The organism is Pedobacter miscanthi, assembly GCF_032678605.1.
Taxonomy (GTDB): domain Bacteria; phylum Bacteroidota; class Bacteroidia; order Sphingobacteriales; family Sphingobacteriaceae; genus Pedobacter; species Pedobacter miscanthi_A.
Map to the genome: position 1 here is coordinate 77,940 of NZ_JAVTSU010000019.1, position 24,672 is coordinate 102,611.

At 40.6% G+C, this 24,672-nt stretch carries 13 protein-coding genes; 6 read left to right on the top strand and 7 right to left on the bottom strand.

The genetic code is table 11. The annotated features are described in order from the left end of the window. The first annotated feature begins 68 nt into the window (after nucleotides 1-68). Entirely contained in the window at nucleotides 69-392 is a 324-nt protein-coding gene (locus tag R2R28_RS23540) for a helix-turn-helix transcriptional regulator (RefSeq protein WP_316828104.1), read from the top strand. Nucleotides 393-690: 298 nt separating this feature from the next. Here R2R28_RS23540 and R2R28_RS23545 read toward each other — a convergent pair whose 3' ends face one another. The 3 genes from R2R28_RS23545 to R2R28_RS23555 are packed head-to-tail and all read right to left on the bottom strand — an operon-like array spanning nucleotide 691 to nucleotide 5,341. Then, nucleotides 691-1,359, bottom strand: a complete 669-nt coding sequence (locus R2R28_RS23545) for a recombinase zinc beta ribbon domain-containing protein (RefSeq protein ID WP_316828105.1) — start codon at nucleotides 1,357-1,359, stop codon at nucleotides 691-693. Between the two features lie 38 nt (nucleotides 1,360-1,397). After that, nucleotides 1,398-2,180 (bottom strand): response regulator transcription factor, encoded by a 783-nt coding sequence (locus R2R28_RS23550; RefSeq protein WP_316828106.1) that lies wholly within the window; start codon nucleotides 2,178-2,180, stop codon nucleotides 1,398-1,400. Next, on the bottom strand, nucleotides 2,165-5,341 hold the full coding sequence (locus tag R2R28_RS23555; protein WP_316828107.1) for a two-component regulator propeller domain-containing protein: 3,177 nt from the start codon (nucleotides 5,339-5,341) through the stop codon (nucleotides 2,165-2,167). Before R2R28_RS23555 ends, R2R28_RS23550 begins: the two co-directional genes overlap by 16 nt. A gap of 654 nt (nucleotides 5,342-5,995) precedes the next feature. Between R2R28_RS23555 and R2R28_RS23560 the strand changes: the two genes are divergently transcribed. The 5 genes from R2R28_RS23560 to R2R28_RS23580 all read left to right on the top strand — a co-directional run bounded on the left by R2R28_RS23560 (nucleotide 5,996) and on the right by R2R28_RS23580 (nucleotide 15,528). Next, complete coding sequence (locus R2R28_RS23560) at nucleotides 5,996-9,115, top strand: TonB-dependent receptor (protein ID WP_316828108.1); 3,120 nt, start codon at nucleotides 5,996-5,998, stop codon at nucleotides 9,113-9,115. 16 nt (nucleotides 9,116-9,131) lie between these two features. Next, on the top strand, nucleotides 9,132-10,592 hold the full coding sequence (locus tag R2R28_RS23565) for a RagB/SusD family nutrient uptake outer membrane protein (RefSeq protein ID WP_316828109.1): 1,461 nt from the start codon (nucleotides 9,132-9,134) through the stop codon (nucleotides 10,590-10,592). 37 nt (nucleotides 10,593-10,629) lie between these two features. Next, nucleotides 10,630-11,682, top strand: a complete 1,053-nt coding sequence (locus R2R28_RS23570) for a glycoside hydrolase family 2 TIM barrel-domain containing protein (RefSeq protein WP_316828110.1) — start codon at nucleotides 10,630-10,632, stop codon at nucleotides 11,680-11,682. 24 nt (nucleotides 11,683-11,706) lie between these two features. Then, a complete protein-coding gene (locus R2R28_RS23575; RefSeq protein ID WP_316828111.1) occupies nucleotides 11,707-13,422 on the top strand; it encodes an arylsulfatase in 1,716 nt (571 codons plus the stop codon). Between the two features lie 267 nt (nucleotides 13,423-13,689). Continuing rightward, nucleotides 13,690-15,528 carry a M61 family metallopeptidase gene (locus R2R28_RS23580; protein WP_316828112.1) on the top strand — a complete coding sequence of 613 codons (1,839 nt, stop codon included), beginning with the start codon at nucleotides 13,690-13,692 and terminating at the stop codon, nucleotides 15,526-15,528. 363 nt (nucleotides 15,529-15,891) lie between these two features. Here R2R28_RS23580 and R2R28_RS23585 read toward each other — a convergent pair whose 3' ends face one another. The 4 genes from R2R28_RS23585 to R2R28_RS23600 all read right to left on the bottom strand — a co-directional run bounded on the left by R2R28_RS23585 (nucleotide 15,892) and on the right by R2R28_RS23600 (nucleotide 24,651). Continuing rightward, nucleotides 15,892-16,617 (bottom strand): DUF3823 domain-containing protein, encoded by a 726-nt coding sequence (locus tag R2R28_RS23585; protein WP_316828113.1) that lies wholly within the window; start codon nucleotides 16,615-16,617, stop codon nucleotides 15,892-15,894. Between the two features lie 4 nt (nucleotides 16,618-16,621). Continuing rightward, complete coding sequence (locus R2R28_RS23590) at nucleotides 16,622-18,505, bottom strand: RagB/SusD family nutrient uptake outer membrane protein (protein WP_316828114.1); 1,884 nt, start codon at nucleotides 18,503-18,505, stop codon at nucleotides 16,622-16,624. 19 nt (nucleotides 18,506-18,524) lie between these two features. Then, nucleotides 18,525-21,734: a SusC/RagA family TonB-linked outer membrane protein gene (locus R2R28_RS23595; protein WP_316828115.1), complete on the bottom strand. Its 3,210-nt coding sequence runs from the start codon at nucleotides 21,732-21,734 to the stop codon at nucleotides 18,525-18,527. Nucleotides 21,735-22,803: 1,069 nt separating this feature from the next. Further along, nucleotides 22,804-24,651, bottom strand: coding sequence for a glycoside hydrolase family 13 protein (locus R2R28_RS23600; protein ID WP_316828116.1), 1,848 nt, complete (start codon nucleotides 24,649-24,651; stop codon nucleotides 22,804-22,806). Between the last annotated feature and the right edge of the window lie 21 nt (nucleotides 24,652-24,672).

Consider the following 24,672-nt stretch of genomic DNA (forward strand, 5'->3'; position numbering starts at 1 on the left):
CTTTTTAATGAATAAAATAATACTTTAAGTCATAACTAATTCAAAATCAATGCAATAATTTTACATCCATGAATGATTTAGGGCTTAAAATCAGGAATATTCGGGCTAGCAAAGGCTTTAGTCAGGAATATGTTGCCAATGAACTTGGCATAAAACAGGCGGCATATAGTAAAATCGAAAGTGGAAAATCTGATTTAACTATAAATAGACTATATGAAGTTGCTGAACTATTGCAGGTTTCAGTTTATGATTTGATGGAAAACGTACATTCCGTGTCTGACGTAAAAACGAACCCCGTATTGGTAAAGTCAGCGTACGAGGTCAGCATCACAATCAAATTAAATGATCCAGCCAAAGAAGCGGAGCTTCTAAAAATGGTCGGATTGAAATAATTTTATTGTAAAATATATTAAAATTCTTGCGTCAGTAATCCAACTATGATAAAGTATGTACTAATTGAGGTAACTATATTGGCGGTTAAATCGTTGGCTTTTTTGTTGGATTCATCCCCCATCAGCCACCCCGTACGGGGCAAGAGATTTTTAATAGTCTTTTGCCCCTTTTTTTTGCCTTCTAATTTCTTGTTTATCAAGTAGATACGGGATCAGTTACAAAATCTGTGGACTAAGCGAATAAAATAGGATATTCGCGGTTTAAAATTTGAGTCCGATGCACGATTCTTTCAAAGCCTTACAAAAGTGTTCGATATCGGTCTCCATCATATTCCATTTTTTCAGGAAAAAGGCAACTCACCAGGTATCTTTTCCCTTCAACACTGGAATTTTCGTAAAATAAATCAAGATTCGTTAAATTCTTAATTGCTCTTTCAGCGATAGGTCTGATGTTCAGGACTGCCTTGTTTTTTGTATGGAGTTCAGATAACTTAGATTCTGCAATAGAGATTTTCTCACTACACTCATTTTTGATTGCCCTAAAGTCTATAGCATCTATATCATTATCTAATAGTAAATCTCTTGCCTTTTCAATTTTTTTATTCAGGTCCTGTATCTGTTTAGAATAAACTTTTCGCTCATCCAAAATTGAACCAACCTGATTTTGATAAGCATCTGCAATAGTTTCAATAAATATCTCTTCAAATCCATTACGCGGTAAATAACTCAATAGCTCTAGCGCAAATGCTTCATTTACCTTTTCAGAACGAAAACGTATACCGCATGCAGAAGTGCAATGGTAATATGTAAAGTATTTTTGCTTTCCTTTTGATGAACTTCCACTTAAAGATCGGTGGCATTTTGGACATTTTAAGAATCCTCGAAGAACAAGTGCTTCTGGAGTGGAGATGGGCTGTCCAAGCTCCCTTTTTCTGCTATTGAGGATATCTTGAATGTTAAAAAACATTGTTTCGCTAATAGGGGTACTATCAGTGAATATACAGGTTATACATTCTTGAATTGAGTTGCATATTCAATGGGATTGATCCCAAAGTATTTAAGGAAGTTCTTTCCGAAAATGCTTTGCGAACGATAACCAACCAATTGGGAAACTTCAAAAAGTTTTAAGCCGTTCTCCTCAATTAATTTTGCCGCTTTTTTTAAGCGCACAATGTTAATCAGATCTTTTGGGCTAACGTCAGAAATTGCTTTTACTTTACGGTAAAAAGTAGGGCGGCTCATATTCATGTGATAAGCCAATTGATCGATTTCTAAATTTGTATCTTTTATATTCAAGTGAATATATTCTTCAACTTTTTTCATAAATACCCCATCGGTTTTACGATGTGTTGTAATCCAACTCTCTTCAGCCGGTGTATTCGAAAAGTGCTCTCTAACCTTAAATCGGTTTTTTAATAGATTGGCGACTTGAAGTAACAGAAACTGCGGAGAAAAAGGTTTTTGAACATACGCATCAGCACCGACTTCCAAGCCCGCTATCTGAGCCTGATAGGTATTTTTAGAAGTTAGCAGGATCAGCGGAATATGACAATAATCGATATCTGATTTAACCTGTTGGCAAAACTCAAACCCATCAATTCCGGGCATCATAATGTCACTTATAATTAAATCGATAACATTGTTTTTCAATATTGATAACGCCTGTTCTGCGCTTTCTGCAGTCACTATATCATAGCCATCGCAGAAGATCTCGGTAAGGAAATCGAGGATATCTTCGCTGTCATCTATAATCAGAAGTAGATCGGTTTTAGTTAAATTTTTTTCCACTTGCTTAAGTTAAATTCTATTGAGTGGTGAATAGGCAATGTTAATTCAAAGATATTTAATTCATTTTCGGAGTCAGCCATAACTAGCGTTCCATTATGTAATTCTGCTAAAGATCTGGCAATTGGTAAACCAATACCAGTTCCCGGCTTATCAATGTTTCTACTCATTCGGTAAAAAGGCTCAAATATTTTCTCCCTCAATTCCTTTGGGACAGGTTCGCCATCCGTAGCAAACTGAATCGCAAATTCGTTATTATCTTCGACAGTTGGCAACAGCTCGATTATTATTATTGAACGCGCATATTTTAGGGCATTGGATAGCAGATTACTGATGATTTTCCTAAATGCCTCATGATCTACAAAAGCAATTAAAATGGTCTTTGGGAGCTTAAGTTCGAATTTAATATGTTTTTTTTCTATTTCAGGCTTGAAGAGAATCACTTCCTGCCTTAAAACCTGAATAATATTTAGCTTTACAAAACTCAATCCGAACTGGTTAATCTCGGTCTTCCTGAAATCCAGCAATTGTGCGGTGAGTGCAAGGAGCCTGTTGGTGTTCTTATCAATCATCTGCAAGCTTTTTTTAATCTCGGGTGCATCTTCAATGCGATTAAGAATCCGTTCAACCGGGCCTTTTATCAGCGTTAACGGAGTTTGAATCTCATGAGTAAGATTGGTGAAAAACTCGATCTTAGCCTGGTATATTTCCCTGTCTTTTTCAAATTCGAAAAGCTGAAGTTTCCTTTGATTTTTAGATTCGAGCATCTTTCGATAATAATCTGCCGAAAGATAAAATAGAATCAAAACCAGCAACAGGTAAAAAAAATAAGCATATCCGCTTTTCCAAAAAGGTGGATGGATTTGAATAACGATATGTCGGGTTTTACTTACCCAGCCGCCAAGATGATCACTGGCTTTAATCATAAAATTGTAAGTGCCTGGTGCTAAATCTGTAAAATAAGCCTTTTGATTATTTTTTAGATTCGTCCATTCGTTGTTGCCTACGCCTTCCATTCGATAGGTGTAATCGATCGTTTTTGGAGAAGTATAACTGAAAGTGGCAAATTCAATGTTAAAACTCGATTGATTGTAATTTAAATGTATAGTATCGGTGTATTGGATTGCCTGAGAAAGCACAGCGCCGTTTTTGTTCGGTGTTACTTCCTCATTATTTACCTGGAATGCGGTTAAGTAGAGTGGGGGCGCAACTGATTTTAACAATATATCAGTAGGATTAAAAGAAATAAGCCCTTGTACCGTTCCAAAATACATCTTTCCGTTTATATCCTTATAGGCGGAATTGTAATTAAACTGATCGGTAATCAATCCGTTGGCTCTGGTAAAAATCTTGATCTTTTTGGAAGTTAAATTTAGACAGATCAATCCTTTAAGTGAGCTTATCCATAAATTGCCAGCATTATCTTCCAGCATTCTAAATAGATAATTGCTTGGCAGGCCATTTCTTGTCGTAATTTTAGTGATCTTTTTTCGATCTGGATCAACCTGGATCAATCCCCCACCTTCGCTGGCGAGCCACAAAAAATGGCGGCTATCTTCATATATACCCTGAATCTGATAGTCAAAGCCATTTTTTTTGTTGAATTTTATATTACCATTTAAATCACTATTAGGATTATAATAGAACACACCGTTTTGTAAACTTCCAGCCCAGATTGTGCCATTGTGATCCTCGCAAAGTGCATATATACTGGAGTTTTCAGGCATAAACATCAAACGCTTAAACTTATCCCGTTTTTCGTCAAATTCATACAGCCCACCATTAACCGTCCCGATTAAAATTCTTTTATCCGAGGTTTGGTAGATAGACATTACGAAATCGCTTGTAAATCCATCTCCCGAATCAATAAAACCATGTCTTTTAATAATTTTGCCCGAGTTTATGTCCATGATTTCCAAGCCGTGCAGAAATGGGCCTAAGTAGAGTTTATCTTTTGTAGCTAAAAGGCCATGGATATTTGGGTAAGACAAATTATTGGAAAGCCCCGTCGTGGTAAATTGAGTAAATTTACCTGTTTTGAGCTCTAGCCGATTTACGCCGGCATCTTCTGTACCAATCCAAATATTTTTGTTATCGTAACTGCAAATTTCGCGCACGGCATTACCGGATATGGAATTTTTTTCTTTAATATTGATGTACTTTTCGAACTTGATGTTTTCTGGAGAAAGATAATTTAATCCACCAAAAAAAGTGCCCGCCCAATATCCTTTTTCGTTATCTTTAAGTAGGCAATAAACCGCATTATCAGAAATTGAATAGCGATTGCTCAGAACTTTCTCAACTTTGGTAAATCGGCCTGTTTTGAGATTGTAAACATATATTCCGGCTTCTGTTGCTACCCAATAATTTTCTCGTTCTGCAGAGATAATGTCTCTCACGTAGATATCTGTATTATCTTTGTTTTCGGATAGAAGCGCTCTTGTCTTTTTTGTGATGAGGCTATAAGTCAGCAGACCATGTTTGGTCGTGCCAATTAGGATCTGATCTTTCAGAATCAGTAATTTGCTGATGAGTTTTTGATTGTAGGGCAATTTTTTATTCAATACCTGAACAAAGTCCGACACACTATTATTTGCGGGATCGAATTTAAACACTTCGCCATAATGATTTCCAATCCACAATTTCCCATTGCTATCAAACATCATCGCATTCCCAATAACACCAGGGAAGTAAGTGAGGCGCTTTTTTAGCTGATTGTATTTGCAGAGCATGTTGTTTTTCAAAAACCAGATGTTATTTGCCTGATCAACTTTAATTTGTTCTATTCCGTCCGCAATGTTAAACGGAATCTGAAAAAAAACCTCGTTAACGGGATCAAAACGCAAAATTCCTCGTCCGGTGCCAATCCAGATCATACCATTTTTGTCTTCATTCAATGAATTGATGAAATTGTTTCCAATTGTACCATAGCTGGTGGCTTTATTAAAATATGACCTAAAATTATGTCCGTTAAAAGAATTTAGACCGCCTTTTGTGCCGACCCAGATCATTCCGTTATGATCCTGAAGTAAACTGATTATGGTGTTATGGGATAGTCCTTCGTCAACCTGGTAGTGCCGGAAATAATAGGGTTGGGCAAACGCTGGCCTAATTGAAAACAGAAAGAGACAAAAAATAAATAATCTGGTTTGAAGAAGGCTCATAACTTGGTATCCAAAGTTAAAAAATCGAAGAAGAGTTGCAAATGTATTTTGGGGCTGTTTGGTGTAATCGGAAGTCAAGGTAAAGATTAAACCACTATGTAATAACGAAAAGTAAATTAACGATACTATTTTGAGACAATTCCGCGAAAAATTGATCAGAATGTAATATTCGAATTGTTTTTATTTGATTGATCAAATTTGAAATTGATCGACTTACAAACCAAATATTAAACGTTATGAAAAAAACTTTACAAAAGACGCTTATCAATAAGCTCCATTCCCAGGAGGTAGACTTTAACCCTACAAAAAATAAAGGGACCTAATTTTTTGAAATTAGCTTCGGGTTTAACCTATAGAAGTGGTGACATATTCTGTGCAGACAGGGTTTGATTAAAAAGAAAACAAAATCTAGAGACTTTTTTGGTGTTGTTTTTATGTATTTACACGTCAGTCCTTATTTCATGAATATAACTTACAATTTAAGATCGCCAATTTTTAAAGTTTTATATCCGGCATCGGGCTGATGTCGAAAAATGTAAAATTGAGGTAGTCTCAATTAATAAAAAAATCCTATCGAATATTTAGCAACAAACAATTGCAGGTGCTATTTATTTTATCTTAATTCCCTAACCATCATTAAAAATGAAAGAAAAAATGAAAACTCGAAGGTTTGATTTTTCGAGAATGGCATTCAATTTCCCCTTTACAGGCAAAAGCCAGCTTTTTAAATTGCTGAGTGTATTACTGATTTTTTGTGGCAGTATAACCAACGCAGTTTATGCCCAAACTTCACGCGTAACGGGTGTAGTGAAAGACGAAAAGGGAGAAACCATTGTTGGTGCTACTGTAAAAGTTAAAAACCAACCTATTGTAGTAAGCACCAATGCATCTGGAATCTTCACGATAGATGCGCCTTCAAATGCAGTTTTGCAGGTGAGTTTTGTGGGCTACAAAAATATTGAAATCGAAGTAAATAAAAGAGCAAGCTTAAATATTACATTAGAACCAGAAGCCGGGAATTTAGAGGATGTTGTGGTGGTGGGTTACGGTACGGTACGTAAAAGTGACCTTACTGGTTCGGTTACTTCACTAAAAGCCGGCGACCTGACAAAAGGTGCTAATGTAAACGTACAACAGGCTTTGGTAGGCAGAGCATCCGGCGTTCAAATTTACCAGAAAAGTGGGGAGCCCGGTGCTGCAATGAGTGTCCAGATCCGAGGAATTACTTCCATTACGGGTAATAACAGCCCACTTTATGTAATCGATGGTCTGCCAGTTAATGATGGATCTGCAATTGGAAGTTCTGCCCCCGGTGGAACAACCAGTAATCCGAATCTTCGCTCAGCGATGAATAATTTAAATCCATCAGATATCGCTTCGATAGAAATTTTGAAAGATGCTTCGGCAACGGCAATTTATGGTTCCAGGGGTGCAAATGGAGTTGTAATTATTACCACTAAAAAAGGCGATAACGGAAAACTAAAAGTAAACTACAATGGTTCTGTCGGAACGCAAAAGGGCACACGTTTGCTCACATTTATGACCGGTGATGAATATACACAGGCCATAAACGGCATTATTGATTTGGGCAATTTACCAACCACCCGTGTTACAGGCACAAATGCCAATACCGATTGGCAATCTTTATTACTGAAAACAGCATCGCTTCAAAGTCATGATATTTCGTTTTCCGGGGGTGGAGGCAATACCAAGTTTTATATCTCCGCCGGATTATACGATCAGGATGGAATTATGTTGAATTCCGGGAATAAAAGATACAGTGGCCGTGTAAACCTAGAGCATTCGGTGGCACAAAAATATGCAGTAGGGATTAGTTTAGAATCTTCCTACAGCAGAGATAATTATAATGCAACAGGCGTTGGTTTGAATGATAATGCTAGTGCGCTTTACATGGCTCAAAATTATGATCCAACTGCCGCACCTTATACTGCTACAGGCGGCTACAATCGTTCGGCATTAATGAATCCGATGGACAATCCCCTGGCCGTAATTAATGGACAATATGGAATGGGCGATACTTATAGGACAATCGGAAATATTTATGCAGAATATTATTTTATCCCTTCCTTGTCTGCAAAGGTAAGAGCCGGTGCGGATGTAAACGATAGCCAACGTTATTTCTGGATTGATCCAACTACTTTAACAGGAGCATCTTATAATGGATACGCTGATGTCCGCGACGGTAAACGTGCGTACTATTTAGGTGAGGCCACATTGAATTTTAATAAAACATTTGGCGATCACAGTATCGCTGCAGTTGCAGGTTCCACTTATGAGCGCTATACTTCCAGTTCATTAATTGGGAGCTCAAGATCATTTGCATTGCCAGATTTAACTTACGATGGTTTGGGTACGGGCGATAACACATTAAATAGTGTCAGCAATAGCCGGCAAGAAAATATTTTGGTTTCGTTTTTAGGCAGAGTTAATTATGCTTATAAGGGCAAATATCTATTAACCGCATCGTTAAGGGCAGATGGTTCTGCCAGGTTCGGACCGAACAGAAGGTTCGGTTATTTTCCATCGGCGGCAGTGGCCTGGAAAATCCATGATGAAGATTTTTTAAAAGAGAACAAAATTCTTAGTGATTTGAAATTGAGAATAAGTTATGGCGCAACCGGAAATCAACCTAATGCCAACTATATTTATTTCAGCACTTATTCTGCAGGTAGAAATGCCATTTTTGGCGGAACCAGATACAGCTCTTTAAATCCGACTAGAAGCGCCAATCCTGATTTACAATGGGAATCGGCTAACCAGGTAGATTTAGGTTTAGATTTTGCTTTGTTTAGTTCGAGGGTAAGCGGAAGCATTGAATATTATAACCGTAAAACATCTGATTTACTTTATGATACCCCACAGGCCGCAAGTACAGGTTTTGGATCACAAACCCAAAATGTCGGCAGCATGCGCAATACAGGCCTTGAATTCTCCCTAAAAGGATCAATTTTAAATAGAAAAGATTTTACCATTGATGCCGGATTTAACATTACAACCCTAAAAAATCAAATTTTGAGTCTTGGAGATTTAAATCAGGTAATTTACGGCGGTGTAGGCTCTATCGGTGCATTGGGGATTTTAAAACCGGGCGAATCCATCGGTTCTTATTACGGCTATATTGTTGATGGTGTTTGGCAGACCGGTGATAATTTTTCAACCGCACAAGCAGGCGTTCGTCCCGGAGATTTAAAGTACCGTGACTTAGATGGTAACAAAATTATTGATGCCAATGACCGTACCATTATTGGTAAATCGATGCCAAATTTCTACTACGGTTTTAATGCCAGCTTTGGTTATAAAATTGTTAACCTAGAGGTGTTTCTGGAAGGATCTCAGGGTGCTAAATTATTAAACAGTAGCTTAGTTGATGCACTTTACCCGGTAGATCTTCGAAGAAATAAATTAGCAGAGCCTTATCTGAACCGTTGGACACCAACCAATCCAACAAACGATTATCCATCTTTCTTGCCTAACGATGTTCAGGGGCAGAGACAGGTTAATACCAGAACTGTCGAAGACGCTTCTTATCTAAGACTACAAGCGGTAAGGTTAACGGTTAAAGTGCCATTGCCCAAGAACAGATTTGTAAGCAGCCTATCGGTATTTGCAAATGGATCCAACCTATACACCTGGACTAAATATTCGGGATCGGATCCAGCAGCGAACTCTTTGGGGGATAATATTCAAAAGGTAGATTATAACTCTTACCCACTTTCCAGAACCTACACTTTTGGGGTAAATCTTCAGCTTTAACATTTAAAAATCGGTCATGATGAAAAAAATATTAACATATATACTATTGTCGGGAATGCTATTTTCGTTTGCTTCATGCGAAAAATCGCTGGAAGTATCTCCAAATTCAGAATTTTCGCCGGACAATGTCTTAACCTCAGATGCAGGTATAAAGTCGCTGCTTTTCAGTGCCTATGCACAAGCGCAAACCCAAACCAACTCACGTTGGGTAATTAACGGCGCCGAAGTGTCTACCGATATTGGTTATAACACCGGAGGAGCTGAAAACGGTGGTTTACTTACGCTGATTAACTATACCTGGGATCCAACTACAGGAACATTTTTTGACGACCTTTGGGCACCCAACTATAGAGCCATCCGGGATGCAAACAGTGTGATTCAAAATATTGCTGCGGTAAATACCACTGATGCCAATAAAAAATTGTACACTGCTGAGGCAAGGGTGCTTAGAGGCCAAGCTTACGCGATTCTCTACAATAATTTTGGCGCTGTCCCGCTAAGAACCCCAGAAACACAAACTGGTGCGTTAGCTAAAGCAACTAATCAACAAATGTTAGATTTTATTGAATCTGATATCACCTCATCAATTCCTGATTTACCTAACCCCGGTGCCGAGGCTGCTTTTGGGAGATATAATAAAGGTGTGGCTTATGCGATTTTGGCTAAATTTTTTCTGAACACAAAACAATGGCAAAAAGCTGCTGATGCCGCTAAGGCCGTAATGGACTATAGTTATTACTCCCTGTTCCCTTCATTTGAAGGTTTGTTTAGGGTTGAAAATGAGCGGAATAAAGAAATTATTTTAGCCTTGCAATGCCGTCCGGAAGATCCTTTTGGAAACTGGTATCAGGCAGGTGCTTTACCTCCGGCATATAAAAACAGTCCACAGTTTCCAAACTACGTTTACGCATCATCAATGTCCAATTTTGCAACGATGTACCGTTTAAGAACTGCTTTTACAAGTACTTTTGCACCAAATGATAAACGACTTTCGTTAATCTGCACAAGTTATATAAATACCAGCAATGCAACTGTGGATTTATCAACAGGGGATAATGCCAGAAGTTTCAAATATTGGGATAATGCAACTGTTGGAAACAATAGCGGAACGGATGTACCGGTATTGCGTTATGCCGATATTCTACTGACCCGTGCTGAAGCCTTAAATGAATTGACTGGGCCAACTGCCGAGAGTTTAGGTTTACTTAATCAAGTAAGAACAAGGGCGGGGATTGTATCGCTTATGTTGACAGATTTTGCATCGAAAGAATTATTTAGGGATGCTATCTTAAGAGAAAGGGGATGGGAGTTTGTATCCGAAGGTAAACGTCGTGAAGATTTGGTCCGTCAGGGTAAATTGATCAGCAATGCTATTGCAAGAGGTATAGCCAATGCAACGGATCATCGGGTCCTGTTTCCGATACCGCAATCTGAATTAGATGCTAATAAACTTTGCACACAAAACACTGGATATTGAGACATTTCAGTTGATCTAAAAATATTATACAATAATTATGAGATACCTATTTATTTTAATTACGTGCCTGTGCAGCAGCGCATCCTTTGCACAGAGCAGATGGACAACGGAGCAGGCGAATGCCTGGTACAAAAAGCAAGCCTGGATGACCGGTTGCAATTATCAGCCCGCCAGTGCGGTCAACCAGTTGGAAATGTTTCAGGAAACTACATTTGATCCGACTCAGATTGATAAAGAACTTGGATGGGCGCAAGAACTCGGCTTTAATACTATGCGGGTATTTCTTCACCATATCGCCTGGACATCGGATAAGGAAGGTTTCAAGAAAAGATTGGATAACTATCTGGATATTTCTGCCAAACATAATGTAAAAACCATCCTTGTGTTTTTTGATGATTGCTGGAATGATAAATATGCTCCAGGCAAACAGCCGGAACCTAAGATCGGTGTACACAATAGTGGTTGGCTTCGCGATCCCGGTACCGATATCAGAAATAACCCAGATAGCTTAAAAATGCTGGAAGCCTATGTTAAGGATATTCTTACCGTGCATAAAGATGATAAGCGAATTCTGATGTGGGATTTATACAATGAACCAGGAAATAACGGTTACGTAGATAAAAGCCTAAATCTTTTAAAACAGGTCTTTTCTTGGGCTAAAACTGTAAACCCCAGTCAACCGCTTACCGCGGGCGTTTGGAATTATGGTGCTCACTTTGAGAACCTAAACAAGTTCCAGCTTGAAAATTCAGATATCATTACCTACCACCACTATGGATATATCGATCGCCATCAGGCTAAAATTGCAGATCTAAAAGCTTATAAAAGGCCACTGGTTTGTACAGAATATATGGCCAGAAGGAACGGAAGTTTATTTCAAACAATTTTACCAATGTTAAAAGCCGAAAATGTCGGTGCCATTAACTGGGGTTTTGTATCTGGTAAAACCAATACGATTTATGCCTGGGATACCCCAATGCCAGGAGGGAAAGAACCTGAATTATGGTTTCATGATATCTTCAGGCAAGATAAAACGCCTTTTAGTGAAAACGAGGTAAAAACCATAAAGACGCTCAATGGTAAAAAATAAGATCGTTCAATAAAAAAAATAGAAATGAAATCAAAAAAAATATTCTTTTCCCTAGCGGTCGTCTCAGGCTCAGCGCTGATATTTTTAAGTGCGTTTGATCAAAACCCTAAAAAAATCAAAACAGAAACTAAACCGGAAAGGCCTAATATTGTGGTCATTTTGGCCGACGATATGGGTTTCTCTGATGCAGGATGTTATGGCGGCGAAATCAACACGCCCAATATCGATTTTTTAGCAAGCAATGGTTTACGATATAAAGAGTTTTATAATACCTCCAGATGTTGTCCAACCAGAGCATCGTTACTTACCGGACTGTACAATCAACAAGCAGGAATTGGTAAAATGACAGATGCGGAAGACGAGCCAGGTTACTTAGGCCGGCTTGCGGATAACACTGTAACCATTGCTGAAGTACTGAAAACCGCTGGTTACAATACTGCAATGTCTGGAAAATGGCACGTATCCAATACCAATGTTCAGAAAGATCCAAAGGCGCAGTTGGAATGGCTAAATCATAAAAAGGATTTTGGTGATTTTTCTCCAATAAGCCAATATCCAACAAGCCGCGGTTTTGATCAGTTTTTCGGTACGATTTGGGGTGTTGTAGATTTCTTCGATCCTTTTAGTTTAGTGAGTGGAACAAAGCCGGTAAAAACTGTCCCAAAAGATTATTACCAAACTGATGCGATCAATGATACGGCAGTAGCTTACATCAACTCGTGGAAAAAAACAAATAAACCGTTTTTTTTATATGTTGCTCAGAATGCACCTCATTGGCCTTTGCAGGCAAAGCCTGAAGATATAGCAAAATATAAGGATACGTATAAAGGCGGTTGGGATATAATTAGAGAGGCAAGATATAAAAAGATGGTTAAGCTTGGTCTTATTGATTCCAATACGACTAAATTATCAAAACCGCTCGGTCGTACCACTTCTTGGGAGAATAATCCGGACAAAGTTTGGGATGCAGAGGCGATGGCTGTGCATGCCGCTATGATTGATAGAATGGATCAAGGTATTGGGCGCATTATAGATGCCTTACGCAAAACCGGGAAATTGGATAATACCATTATTATATTCTTGTCAGATAATGGGGCAAGTCCTGAAAATGCCGCCGCGTACGGTCCAGGTTTCGATCGTCCGAGTGAAACGCGCAAGGGATCTCCGATTGTTTATGCAACTCAGAAGCAGGCCATGCCCGGTCCGCAAACGACATATAGTTCTATAGGGAGGGTTTGGGCCAATGTAGCAAACACACCTTATCAATACGCCAAGGCTGAATCTTTTGAAGGCGGAATTCACACCCCAATGATTGCTTATTGGCCCCAGGGAATTAAAGCAAAGAAAGGAAGTTACAGCAATCAGCGTGGCCATGTAATGGATTTTATGAAAACTTTTGTTGAATTGGCAGGTGCAAAATATCCAACTACTTATAAAGGGAAAAGCATAATTCCTACCCCAGGCATAAGTTTAGTGCCGTCATTAAAAGGAAATGAAAACGTGGGGCATACTACACTTTTCAACGAACACTTCGGTGCCCGATATGCCAGATCTGGGAATTGGAAACTGGTTTCGTTGAGTAATGATACCACTTGGCATCTTTTTGATTTGTCTAAAGATAAAGCGGAAACAAATGATCTTGCAGGGCAGAATCCGGATAAAGTAAAAGAACTTGAAGTGCTTTGGAAAAATTGGGCAAATGCGAATCAGGTATTTCCCAAACCAGGACGCTCAAAATAATTATTGTAAAAGAGTATTTTTAAAATTATTTGGCGCTGAAAGGAGCAAGATATTGCTCCTTTCAGTTTTATATAAAATAAAGTGAATAATTTGTATGGGTTGATAACGACAAGTAAAACCCAAACAAGACACATTGTACTTTACTCTCGCAGGCTATGTTTTGTATTACCATTTTTCTGCAGCTAGTCAAGGTGACGTCAAAGATGTAGAATTTTGTAACAATTTCCCATTACCTGTTATCTTAAAAAATTATTCCCTATTTTAATTATGAATTTTTATTATTCGATACTCCAGGCAAAAACTTATTTTTTATTTGCACTGACAGCCATAGCATTGATCCCATCAAGTTCGCTTGCCCAGTCTGCGGATATGAATTTTGTGATTTCTATGCCTGACCCGGCTAAACACCTCTACCATGTGGAAATGGAATACAGGCCCGCGAAAGTGCAAACGCTCGATTTTTGCCTGCCGGTATGGACGCCTGGATTTTACTCTATTATGGATTATGCCGCAGCAGTGACTAACTTTAGTGCAAGGGATGCCGGTAATAAACCTGTCAAGTGGAGAAAGACTGGTCAATCCACCTGGGAGGTCACCGCAAAGAAACAGCTTGTTCGAATAGCGTATGATGTTAAGGCTATAAATCCCTTTATCGCCAATATCAACCTTACAGAAGATTATGGCTACATTATCCCGGGTGCTTTACTGCTCTACGTTAAAGAGGCCTTGGCATTACCGGTGACTTTGACGGTGAAACCTTACCATTACTGGCCTGAACTTGTGGCTACTGGGCTTAACAGGCTGCCTGGGACGGCCAACAGTTTTACAGCAGCAAATTTCGATGAGTTGTATGATAGTCCCATACTCATGGGACGTCTGGAAGCGTTGCCAGTTATTATGGTAAGTGGGGTTCCGCACCAGTTTATCGGTTATGACCTTGGAGATCTCGACCGGGTACAGCTAACGGCAGATTTGAAGAAGATTTTTGAAAGCGGAAGCCAGATTATTGGAGATATCCCTTATAAGCAATATACTTTTCTGGCAGTCGGCGCGCCACAAAGTGGGAGATTCAGCGGCATTGAACACCTGAATTCGGCCTCACTGATCATTGGGAACAAAAACCTGCTTTCGCCCAGAAACAAAGTGCGTTTTTATAATTTTCTCGCACATGAATATTTTCATGCCTATAACGTAAAACGCATCCGGCCGATTGAGTTAGGCCCTTTTGATTACAGCAAAGAAAATTATACCAATCTGCTCTGGATATCTGAAGGTTTTACAGTCTATTATGAGAACCTAATCACAAAACGGGCTAAGCTGATGACAGAAAGAGAGGTACTTGATAACTTTAAGGAAAGTATCAGCAATTACGAGAATAAGGAAGGGCATCTTCATCAGTCTGCAGCGGCGGCCAGTCGTGCCATTTGGGAGATGGAAGGAAATCCCAACAACCGTAATGCCGAAGCATTAAGCAAAACGATTTCGGTCTACGACAAGGGCTGTGCATTGGGGCTGATGCTGGATTTGAAGATAAGGCATGAGAGGCAGAATAAGCTATCGTTAGACGATCTGATGCGGGGGCTTTACCAAATTTATTATAAGCAGAAAAACAGGGGCTTTACAGAAGAAGAGTTTAGAACCGAAGCCGAAAAGGTAGCAGGTGTAGCCTTGGATGAGCTGTTTTCCTATGCCAATACTACAATATCACCAGACTATGCCAAGTATTTTGCTTATGCTGGCCTGGGTATTGATACAGCAAACCATTGGGTTGATGGGCAAAGCCTTGGAATATCTGCGGGCATGAACGGTAATGCAATTGAGGTAAGGGAAGTATCCTGGAAATCGCCCGCCTGGAAAGCAGGTCTGCAGGCAGGGGATCAGATATTGAATATCGATAGCGAAAAAGCCAGTCTGGTTGTTTTCAGCAAACCATTGGAAGGTAAGAAAGAAGGCGATCAGATCACCTTACAGATCAAACGGGACGGTGCTGTGAAAGATTTGAAAGTGATCTTGAACCCTTGGCAGACGAAGACTTTTAACATTAGTCCGCTCGCTGTTCCAAATAGCTTGCAGACTGAGATATATAATAGTTGGATGAAAAATTAAGATAGCCATTTTTTTATTCAAAATGGAACGGGTTTGCTACGATGAGTTTGGTAAACCTTGTTTTTTTGCGTTTAATCTATTTTGGTGTGGGAATTTTGCCAATAGTCTGCACCAGGTTCGTCCCAACTTTTACACCCCATTTTTTACCGCCCGGTCTTGAGGGCACCATAAAGATCGATCCAAATATATCCAGTCCAGCCGGATCCAGTTTGTTTATTTTTAACCACAATTCGGGTAATTCCCAGCTAATTGACTCGTTAAATTATTATTGATACCATGGCTAGTGATGACATGATATCAATAAGCGATAGATCATTTTTTAGCTGGAGCACTGATATTCTTAGCGCCCCAGCTAATAAGGTCTTAAAAATTCAGCTTTTGGACCGAGGAATACAGCCTGTCTTCCACACCGGTAATTTTAACTCCAACTCTTGCATATACCGAATTTTGGGCAGGTACCATTGCAGGGATCAGTACTGACAGCGATATGTTGTTCAGGTCCGTAACAGCAGAACCATTGATACTGGTCATTGCAATTCGCTCATTTCCGTTGTTGGATACGAACTGGCCTTTATTGATATAGATCGCTACACTTTCAATCGTTTTGGCGTTGGCATCTGTTATGATCTTTTCCAGTTTAAAAGTACCGGATACCTTGCCCTCACTGACCGTGAGTTGCGGTGTCCTGATCATATAATAAGGGGTTACCTCCAGATCAAGTACCTGGTCTCCCTTTATTGCAATGGCAAGCGTATCCGGGTTTCCGGTAGGGGTAAACCTCCATCTGAAAGGACCTTGGTTATTGGGGATCAGTAGTTTATAGTTTCCGTCAAATAATAATGTGGAATAGCTTCCATCGGGCGCAAAGGTCGCAGAAATCGGACCGGTCTTACCAAATCCATCCTGATAGATCTGATAAGGGACCGCATTATATTCCACCCCTAAAGTCTCACCTTTATATACAAGGTGTCCAGACAGTTTAGCACTTGGCGGATCATAATTATCGAGTTTTGTGCAGGAGGAAATCAGCAGAGCTATTCCAAATATGCTGGCAATTAGTATTGCGGTTTTATAGTTGATCGTATTCATAAACTTATTGATTTGGCTGTTTAACGATTTTTGGGTTTGCAGAGGTTATTCCGGCATTGATAAAACTATAATAGTTGCCCATCTGGAACCGGTTGTAACCGGTCACGACAGCTGGCAAAATTTCTTTGAATATCCATTTGCCATTGTTCACGCTGTTTGGGTCATAGTATTTGTATGGCCAGAGTCCCCAGGGCTGGGTGCTTTTTTTGGTGGCACTACCAATATTGGCCTTAAGTTCGGTCAATGAAGTCGCACTCCCGCTCCATACCAGGTGGGCCAGTCTCCAGCGTTTCATATCAAATAAAATATGCCCTTCAAAGGCCAGTTCCACACGGCGTTCATGGACTATCCTGTCGAAGCTTATCTGTGCGGGCGTCAGGGGGACAGTTAAACCGGCCCGGGCCCTGACCTGATTTAAATAATTTGTAGCTGTGGCCGGGTCCCCGGTTTCAAAAGCGGCTTCGGCTGCGTTTAGTAGAACCTCTGCGTACCTGTATCTGATAAATGCGACGGTACTGCCCGTACCGTTCAGGCCGGACTTTGGCGTAGGATCAAGGTATTTTCGGATATAAAACCCAGTTTGGGTATGTAGTGAGAGGTTGTTTACAGGTCCGTCCAGTCCAACCACCTGGATCAGTGTAGCTGTACCTGGCAAAGCTTTTTTGTTGGTGGCCTGATCACTGGTCAGAACGGTGTTGTTTGCCAGCTGATAACCGGCCCAGATATCCACTGTCCCTGTTTTAAAAGTGGCCCCGGGTAATAAAACAGTTCCCGCAAGCCGTGCATCACGTCCTGCAAAGATGTCGGTCACGTTGGTATAGTAAATACGGTTATTGGCGCCATCAACCGTAGCCAGGGGAGCAAAAGTATTGTCCAGTTTTTCGAACTGTTCCACCAAATTGAGTGATGGATTAAGCCTTCCAGCGTTGCCTCCCTCTTCGGTGAGTGAGTAGGGTTGGGTATCCCTCGAAAAATTATGCGTTTTGCCCGTCAGAAAATCTTCTATAAAAATCGTTTCGGCACTGGATTTATCGAGAAAAATATTCGCGAAATTATCTGACAGGTTTGTACTGTTGTTGTATAACCTATAGGCACCTGCACTTCCGTTGATGATTTCTTTTGCAGCGGCCAGTGCTTTTAAATAATAGTCCCTCGCCATATCCGCCGGTATACTTACTTCCAGACCAGGCAGTGCAACTGTTGGCGTTGATGCGCCATATTTGGCTATTGAACCTGCATATAATGCAGCGCGGCATTCCATTGCAAGCGCTGCTGCTTTGCTTGCCCGTGATTTGGTATTGGCATTTGCAGGCAGATCGTCCTTGATCGCCTCAGCTTCACTGATCACGAAATCATAAATCGCGGATTCTTTTTCCCGGGGGAACAGCAGATAACCTACATCACCACTGTAATCGTAACTCAGGGAGTTGAGGATCAGGGGAACTCCACCCATTCTTTTAACCATTTCAAAATAATAGCTGGCACGTAAAAAACGTCCCTCGGCAATAAACCGCTTTCTGTCAGCATCCAATAGATTAGGGGAGGCTTTTATGCGTTCCAGGAACAGGTTCAGTTCGCGGACATAAGTATAATCCCATGTAGACCATGACTCGTAGCCCCAACTGGTATTTTTCACATTGCCATAACTGCCGTCCGAAGGGAAAGCTTCGCTAAAATCCCCAAAGCTCCCCCAGCCGTTGTCCAGACTGGAAAAATCTATATACCTATTGTAGAAATCGGCCAGGACTGACACAACCAGAACCGGGTCGCTAAAAATTGTGCTGTTATCCAAAAAGTTGGTAGGAGTGATGTCCAGCAGGCCGTTTTGCTGTTTACAGCCGATAAAACCAAACAGGCCAAATAAAAAGATGATAAATATTTTTTTCATGATGATAATTTTTTTGATCTTAAAAAGAAAGATTGACACCAATATTGACTACCTTATTCTGTGGGATCTGTAAACCGTTCTGATCTACAGTTTCCGGATCGACATCATATTTTTTCAGGTTGTCGAAAGAGAATAAGTTATAGGTGTTGATGTAAAACCGGGCTTTCTGGATTTTGACCTTTTTAAGTAATGCCGCTGGTATAGAATATCCCAGTTGCAAGGTTCTTATCCGTAATTGCGTAACGTGATGGTACCAATAAGAATTCACCATGTAATTGGAGCCACCCGTCGGATTATATCTGTTTGCAGGATATTTACCCGGTATCCAGGCGCTGTTCGGATCATAGATGTTTTCCCTGTGCCATCTATCGGTAAAAATACTGTTCAGGTTTCCGTTGTTGTAAAAAGGAAAACGCTGCTCAAAATTCTGGTTCCAGGCATATCCGGAAGCGCCAGAAAAATCAACACGGAAATCAAAGTTGCTATAGTTAAGCCCGATGGTAAAGCCGAAATTGAAGATAGGCTGCGTACCAGTGTTATAACCTACCGGACGGTCGTCCAGACCATCAATTTTACCATCACCGTTGACATCTTCAAAAATAAAATCCCCAGGCAGCAAGGTTTTGTTTCCCTGACCGTCAATGTTGACAGGATAATCATAAATCTGCTGCTGTGAGGTAAACTGGCCGATCATTGTTTTCCCCCAGGCGAAATTGCTCAGCCTGTCATTTGTGCTATAGCGGTACTCATCCAGGGAATTGAAGTACCTTGGGTTTGGTGAGCTGACCCATTTGGTCTGTGCAAATGAGAAGTTGCCTCCGAAATTGTATTTAAGTTTGTTGAGCGATCCCCTATAAAACAAAGAGATCTCCTGGCCAAAATTAGCATCAGAATTCACATTCTGGTTGGCCAAAGCAAAGCCGACCTCCATTGGAAGGGTCACATTGTTGGGATTACCTACCAGACCAGTACGTTCCCGGTAATAATTTTCGTAGCTGCCCGTTATTCTTCCTTCAAATAAACTGAAGTCAACACCGATGTTTGAGGTGCGGCTTTTTGTCCATGAAACTGAAGTTACCGGTACGCCTTTGTCTCTCGAGGTGGTCACCGCAGTCCCATCTAAGATTGCAGGGGTAGAAGTGGAGAGGTAGGAATACCCGGAAAGATAGGCAAACCTGTCAACGACCCCTCTGTCATCCCCAAGGATACCATAAGAAGCACGTATCTTTAAATCTGAAAGTATTTTACTGCCTCTTTCACCAAGCAGGTTTTTTATGAATTTCTCCTCGGTAAGGCGCCACGCTGCTGTTACCCCCGGAAAGTAGCCTATACGCTTGTCAGGTGCGAAAAGAGACGATGCATCTCTTCTAACCGATGCATCTATAAAATAACGGTTCGCAAATTTATAACTTAGCTTGCCCACAAAGCCAATGCGTGCATCATTGTAACGGCTGTCATCATAAGTATCCACGATCGAATAATTGATCAACGAGACAGAATTACTTACCGGATTTGCGTGTACGTAATTCCTGGTGTTTGCTTCGGTTGTCCGGTCCATTACCATAGATGCACTAAGGTTGTGCCTACCGATGCTTATATTGTAGTTGGCCTGCAACTGTACGTTTGTACGGATGAGCTTCATCTGCTCACGCTCGCGCCACCTGCGGCTGGTTCCTCCGGTAATTCTGTAGGTGTCGCTCGAAGGGTTATAGGTGTAGGCATCCAGCGAATATTCAAAATTGTCATTTAATAAATCATAGAACGAATAAGAGCCCAGCCCACGGAAAGAGAGTCCTTTAACGTAGGGTACTGCATAATCCAGATGGAAGTTTGCCTGCATCATGCGCGCATCAATTGTATTCCTGCCGCCCAGTTCGTCGTTTAAAAACGCATAGTTCCATAGCGTATTGGTTCCCAGATCGGCGGGATAGGCCGGATTGTCATTGGCAAAAGGACGGTCCATCGGAGTGAGCCTTAAAATACTTTCCTTGGCCTTACTGTAATCATCGCCTCCGGAAAGACCGGGGTTCGAAGTGGTCTGCAATCTTCCACTGATATCAAAACCCGCTTTAAGTCCGTTTGCCAGCTTTGCTGTCAGGTTGGATTGCAGGTTACTGCGCTTATAGTTATAATCTTCACCAATCGTTGCTTCCTGATATTGATGGGTAGCAGAGACATAATAAGTAACCTTATCGGATCCCCCGTTTACATTTACATTTACCGAGTTTTGAGGTGCGTAGTTGTTGTTGATAACAAAAGATCTCCAGTCAAAACTGCGGTACTGCGGATCAGTGCCAGCCTTTGCCAGATCAAGAACTTCCGGTGTGATGGATGTCGTATTGTTACTGTTCATTTCTGCCTCGGCCTCATAAAATAGATAGTCGGCTGTATTGGTCAGTACATGTGGAAAACGTCCCATGATCTGAAAACCTTTGTAGGTGTCCACATTTACATTATTCCGGCCTGGTGTGCCTTTTTTAGTGGTAACTACCACTACGCCATTGGCAGCCTGAACGCCGTAAACTGCGGCGGCCGCGTCTTTTAATACAGTAATACTTTCAATATCGTTCGGTGATAAATTATTGAAACGGCCTTCGTCCTGTTGTATATCATCGATGACATATAATGGGGTTCCCATATTTCTGATCTGGATACTCGCGGTTGCGCCTGGTCGGCCTTCCGATTGTCTGAAAGTCACACCGGCCAGCTTACCAGCAAGCGTGGAGCTTACAGTCGTTCCTCCATGGGTATCTCCAATATCTTCTGCTGATATTGTAGCTATAGCTCCGGTGAGATCGCCACGTTTTTTTGTTCCGTAGCCTATTACCACCACGTCATTAAGCGCACTTAGATCCTCTCTAAGCACAACCTTTATGTCATTATCCGCGCTCACAGGAACTTCTTTGATGATATATCCGACGAAGGAGAATACCAAGATAGCGGGTTCATTTATCCTGATTTTGAATTTTCCATCAGTCCCGGTGATCACTCCTCCTGAAAAGCCTTTGTTTTTAACGGTTACACCGGGAAGGGGACTGTTTTTCTCATCTGTTACAATACCCGTAATCACCCGTTCAATCAAACTTGGCGGTCCACCTATATCATGCGGATCAGAAAATGCATTGGCTGGAAAAGAAAATAAAAACAGACAGCAAAGGATTAGGATTCTTCGCCTTAAGACCGGAGAAGACATCACCTTTCGTACATTCTTACATGTAAAAACATTCATTTTAATTTGGTTAGTTGGTTTATAATTGGTTATTAAGAATTTATAAAAGTCATTGGTAGCCCAGATCTATCGGAATGTCATATAGATTACCAGTTTGGCCGTCAGACCAATGCATGGCCAGCCCTCCTTCCTGTGAATAAACTAACATTAAAGCATTTGGTAAGCGCCATTTAAACGCGATAATGGAAGTAATACATGAAATTTTGCATTGATCTCAGTCTCATTAAAATAAATTGTCAATAGATATACCTTCAGAAACTGGTAATATTTAGATGAATAGGAGCGCGCTTGTTCTGCGGTCTGTTGAGATAGGCTTGTGGAAAAATATTGATTGCGATTTCAATGTATTAAGCCTATTCAATCAGTTGGTATTTGCCGTTGCTTTCTCAATATTGCGATCAGTGTCGCTGTGGTATCCGATACATGAAAATGCGGAGATTAAACCTTTAGTTGTCGGGTTTTTAATTTTAGTATTCATTATATTTGGTTAGTAGTCCGGTATTTTGCAGAAATCAGACAGCGATCTGGTATAAATCCACAAATTTGATGCTGGCTGAGATTGATTACACGAAGTAATATTATTTATAGTAAAGATGCTTTCCCTCTGTAATCAAAATATATCCAGATCGTCTCAAAAATAATTATTGGATTAACGCCATTTAGTTCAATGTTTTGCCCCGTGTTTTTCTGTTAATTCGTTGCAGTGCGAATAAAATATAAAATTCCCAGTTCGCTTTCCAGGATAGGAAAGAAAATTAGATGGACCGTGAACAATAAGCCAGATCTTATTAAAATTTAAAACTGGCCTTGTGTTTGCATATCACAATATTATCAGGAAATAATTTTCAAGAAATGTCTAAATATCTGGTCAATTTGTTGCCATCAGCTATTTTCGCATCGACAAATAAAATGGCAAGGGCATGCTATCCGGCAATACCCTGTGCCTAACCAAATTTTCAAGAGGCGAAATTGCCCACTTAAAACAATTGTCATTGATGTATTCATGCATTTATCAGCAGGTTGTTGGGTCTTTGTTCATCAGTGTCAAAATTGATATAGCCCTGGCTTTTTATTCAGATAGTTCCAGTATATAAGTGCCCCGGGAAGGTACATTAACATCTTTGGAGATATCTAAAGTTTCACCACTGAGAAGATCTTTTCCGTGAGGGTAATTTCCTGTAATTTCGGCAAACCGGTCCATTTTTAGCGTTTTATCAACGGATGTGCCGTTTAGCATCACCAGAACAATATGATCACCTTTTTTTCTGGCATAAACATAAACACCGGATTGATCCGGGGTATAATGGATCAACCGGCCACCAGTAACGGCAGGATTTGTTTTGCGCCATTGCAGCAGTTTGCGCATGTAGTTCCAGGCATCATTCTGTATAGATGTACGGCCCTTTTCACCGAAGCTGTTTATGGAGTCTTTTGCCCAGCCGCCAGGAAAATCTTTCCGGATCAGGCCATCCCCCTCATCTTTGGTACCGCTCATCAGTATTTCTGTACCATAATAGATCTGTGGGATTCCACGTGTCGTCAGTAAAAACGCCAATGCCTGTTTATACCTTTTAAGATCTTTTTCATCTTTTCTGATAAACCTGCCCATATCGTGGTTGTCCAAAAATGTGAGCATATTGTCCGGATCATGAAACATGAAATCCTGAGATAGGCTTTCATAAATTTTGAACAGGCCAGCCTCTTTGCCCTCCTCTGAATCTGTCTGCTCGTCAAACGCAGTTTGCATAATGAAGGTCAGTGGGAAATCCATAACCGTTTTAAGCATTGAGTTTTTAGGGTTCAATGGCGAATTTTGCTGCCACCATGCAGATGCAGACTCTTTAGGATACCATGACTCTCCAACAATACTGAAAGCAGGGTATTCCTTTTCCACCTGTTTACACCACTCTGTCATAAAACTATAATCCGCATAGGGATAGGTATCCATCCTGATCCCGTCTATCTGGGAATATTCTATCCACCATATACTGTTCTGGATCAGGTATTTAGCTAAATATGGATTGCGCTGGTTAAGGTCTGGCATGCCGCGGGAAAACCATCCATTGATCAGTACATTTTTTTCGCTCTGCGGAGCATGGTTATCCATTATTGTCCATTTATAGTGGTTGGTCTGGACGAATTTCCCACTGTTGTTCAGCCAATCTTTTGTGGGAAGGTCTTTCATCCACCAGTGCATAGAGCCGCAATGGTTAAAAATCATATCCATAACTACTTTCATTTTACGGAAATGGGCTTTTTCGATTAAAGACCGGTATTGGTTGTTTGTGCCCAGCCGGGGATCAACATTGTAAAAATCAGTTATCGCGTACCCGTGATAAGAGCCTCCGGGCATCCGGTTCTCTTGCACAGGATTTAACCAGACGGTGGTAAAACCCAGATATGCAATGTAGTCAAGTTTTTTTTCAATTCCCTGGAGATCTCCTCCATGGCGGGCGTTTGGTTGAAGTCTGTCTGTTTGCAAGCCGTCAAGAACATCATTGTCTGTATTGCCATTTGCAAAGCGGTCGGGCGTGATAAGGTACATCACATCCCTGGAGGAGAAGCCTGCAGCACCATTCTGTTTCTTGCGCTGTAATAGAGGGTAAGACCTTCTAAATTTTTTGTTCCCCTGGATAAAGGACAACCAGATATTTCCCGGTTTCGCCATGGGTGTAATTTCAAGGTAAACAAAGAGATAATTTGGGTTTTGAACCTTAGCTACCCGTTTTAATTTCACCCCGGGATAACTTAAGCTCAGCTTGTTTTTGGAAATATCTTTTCCATAAAGCATGATCTGAAGTTCCGGGTTTTTCATTCCCGCCCACCAAAATGCAGGTTCAATTCGTTCGATCTCTTCAGCATGGGATTTTAGAAAAATGGTAATGAGAAAAAAAATGGATAATAATGCTTTTTTCATTGGATGAGCTCAATTTTTTTT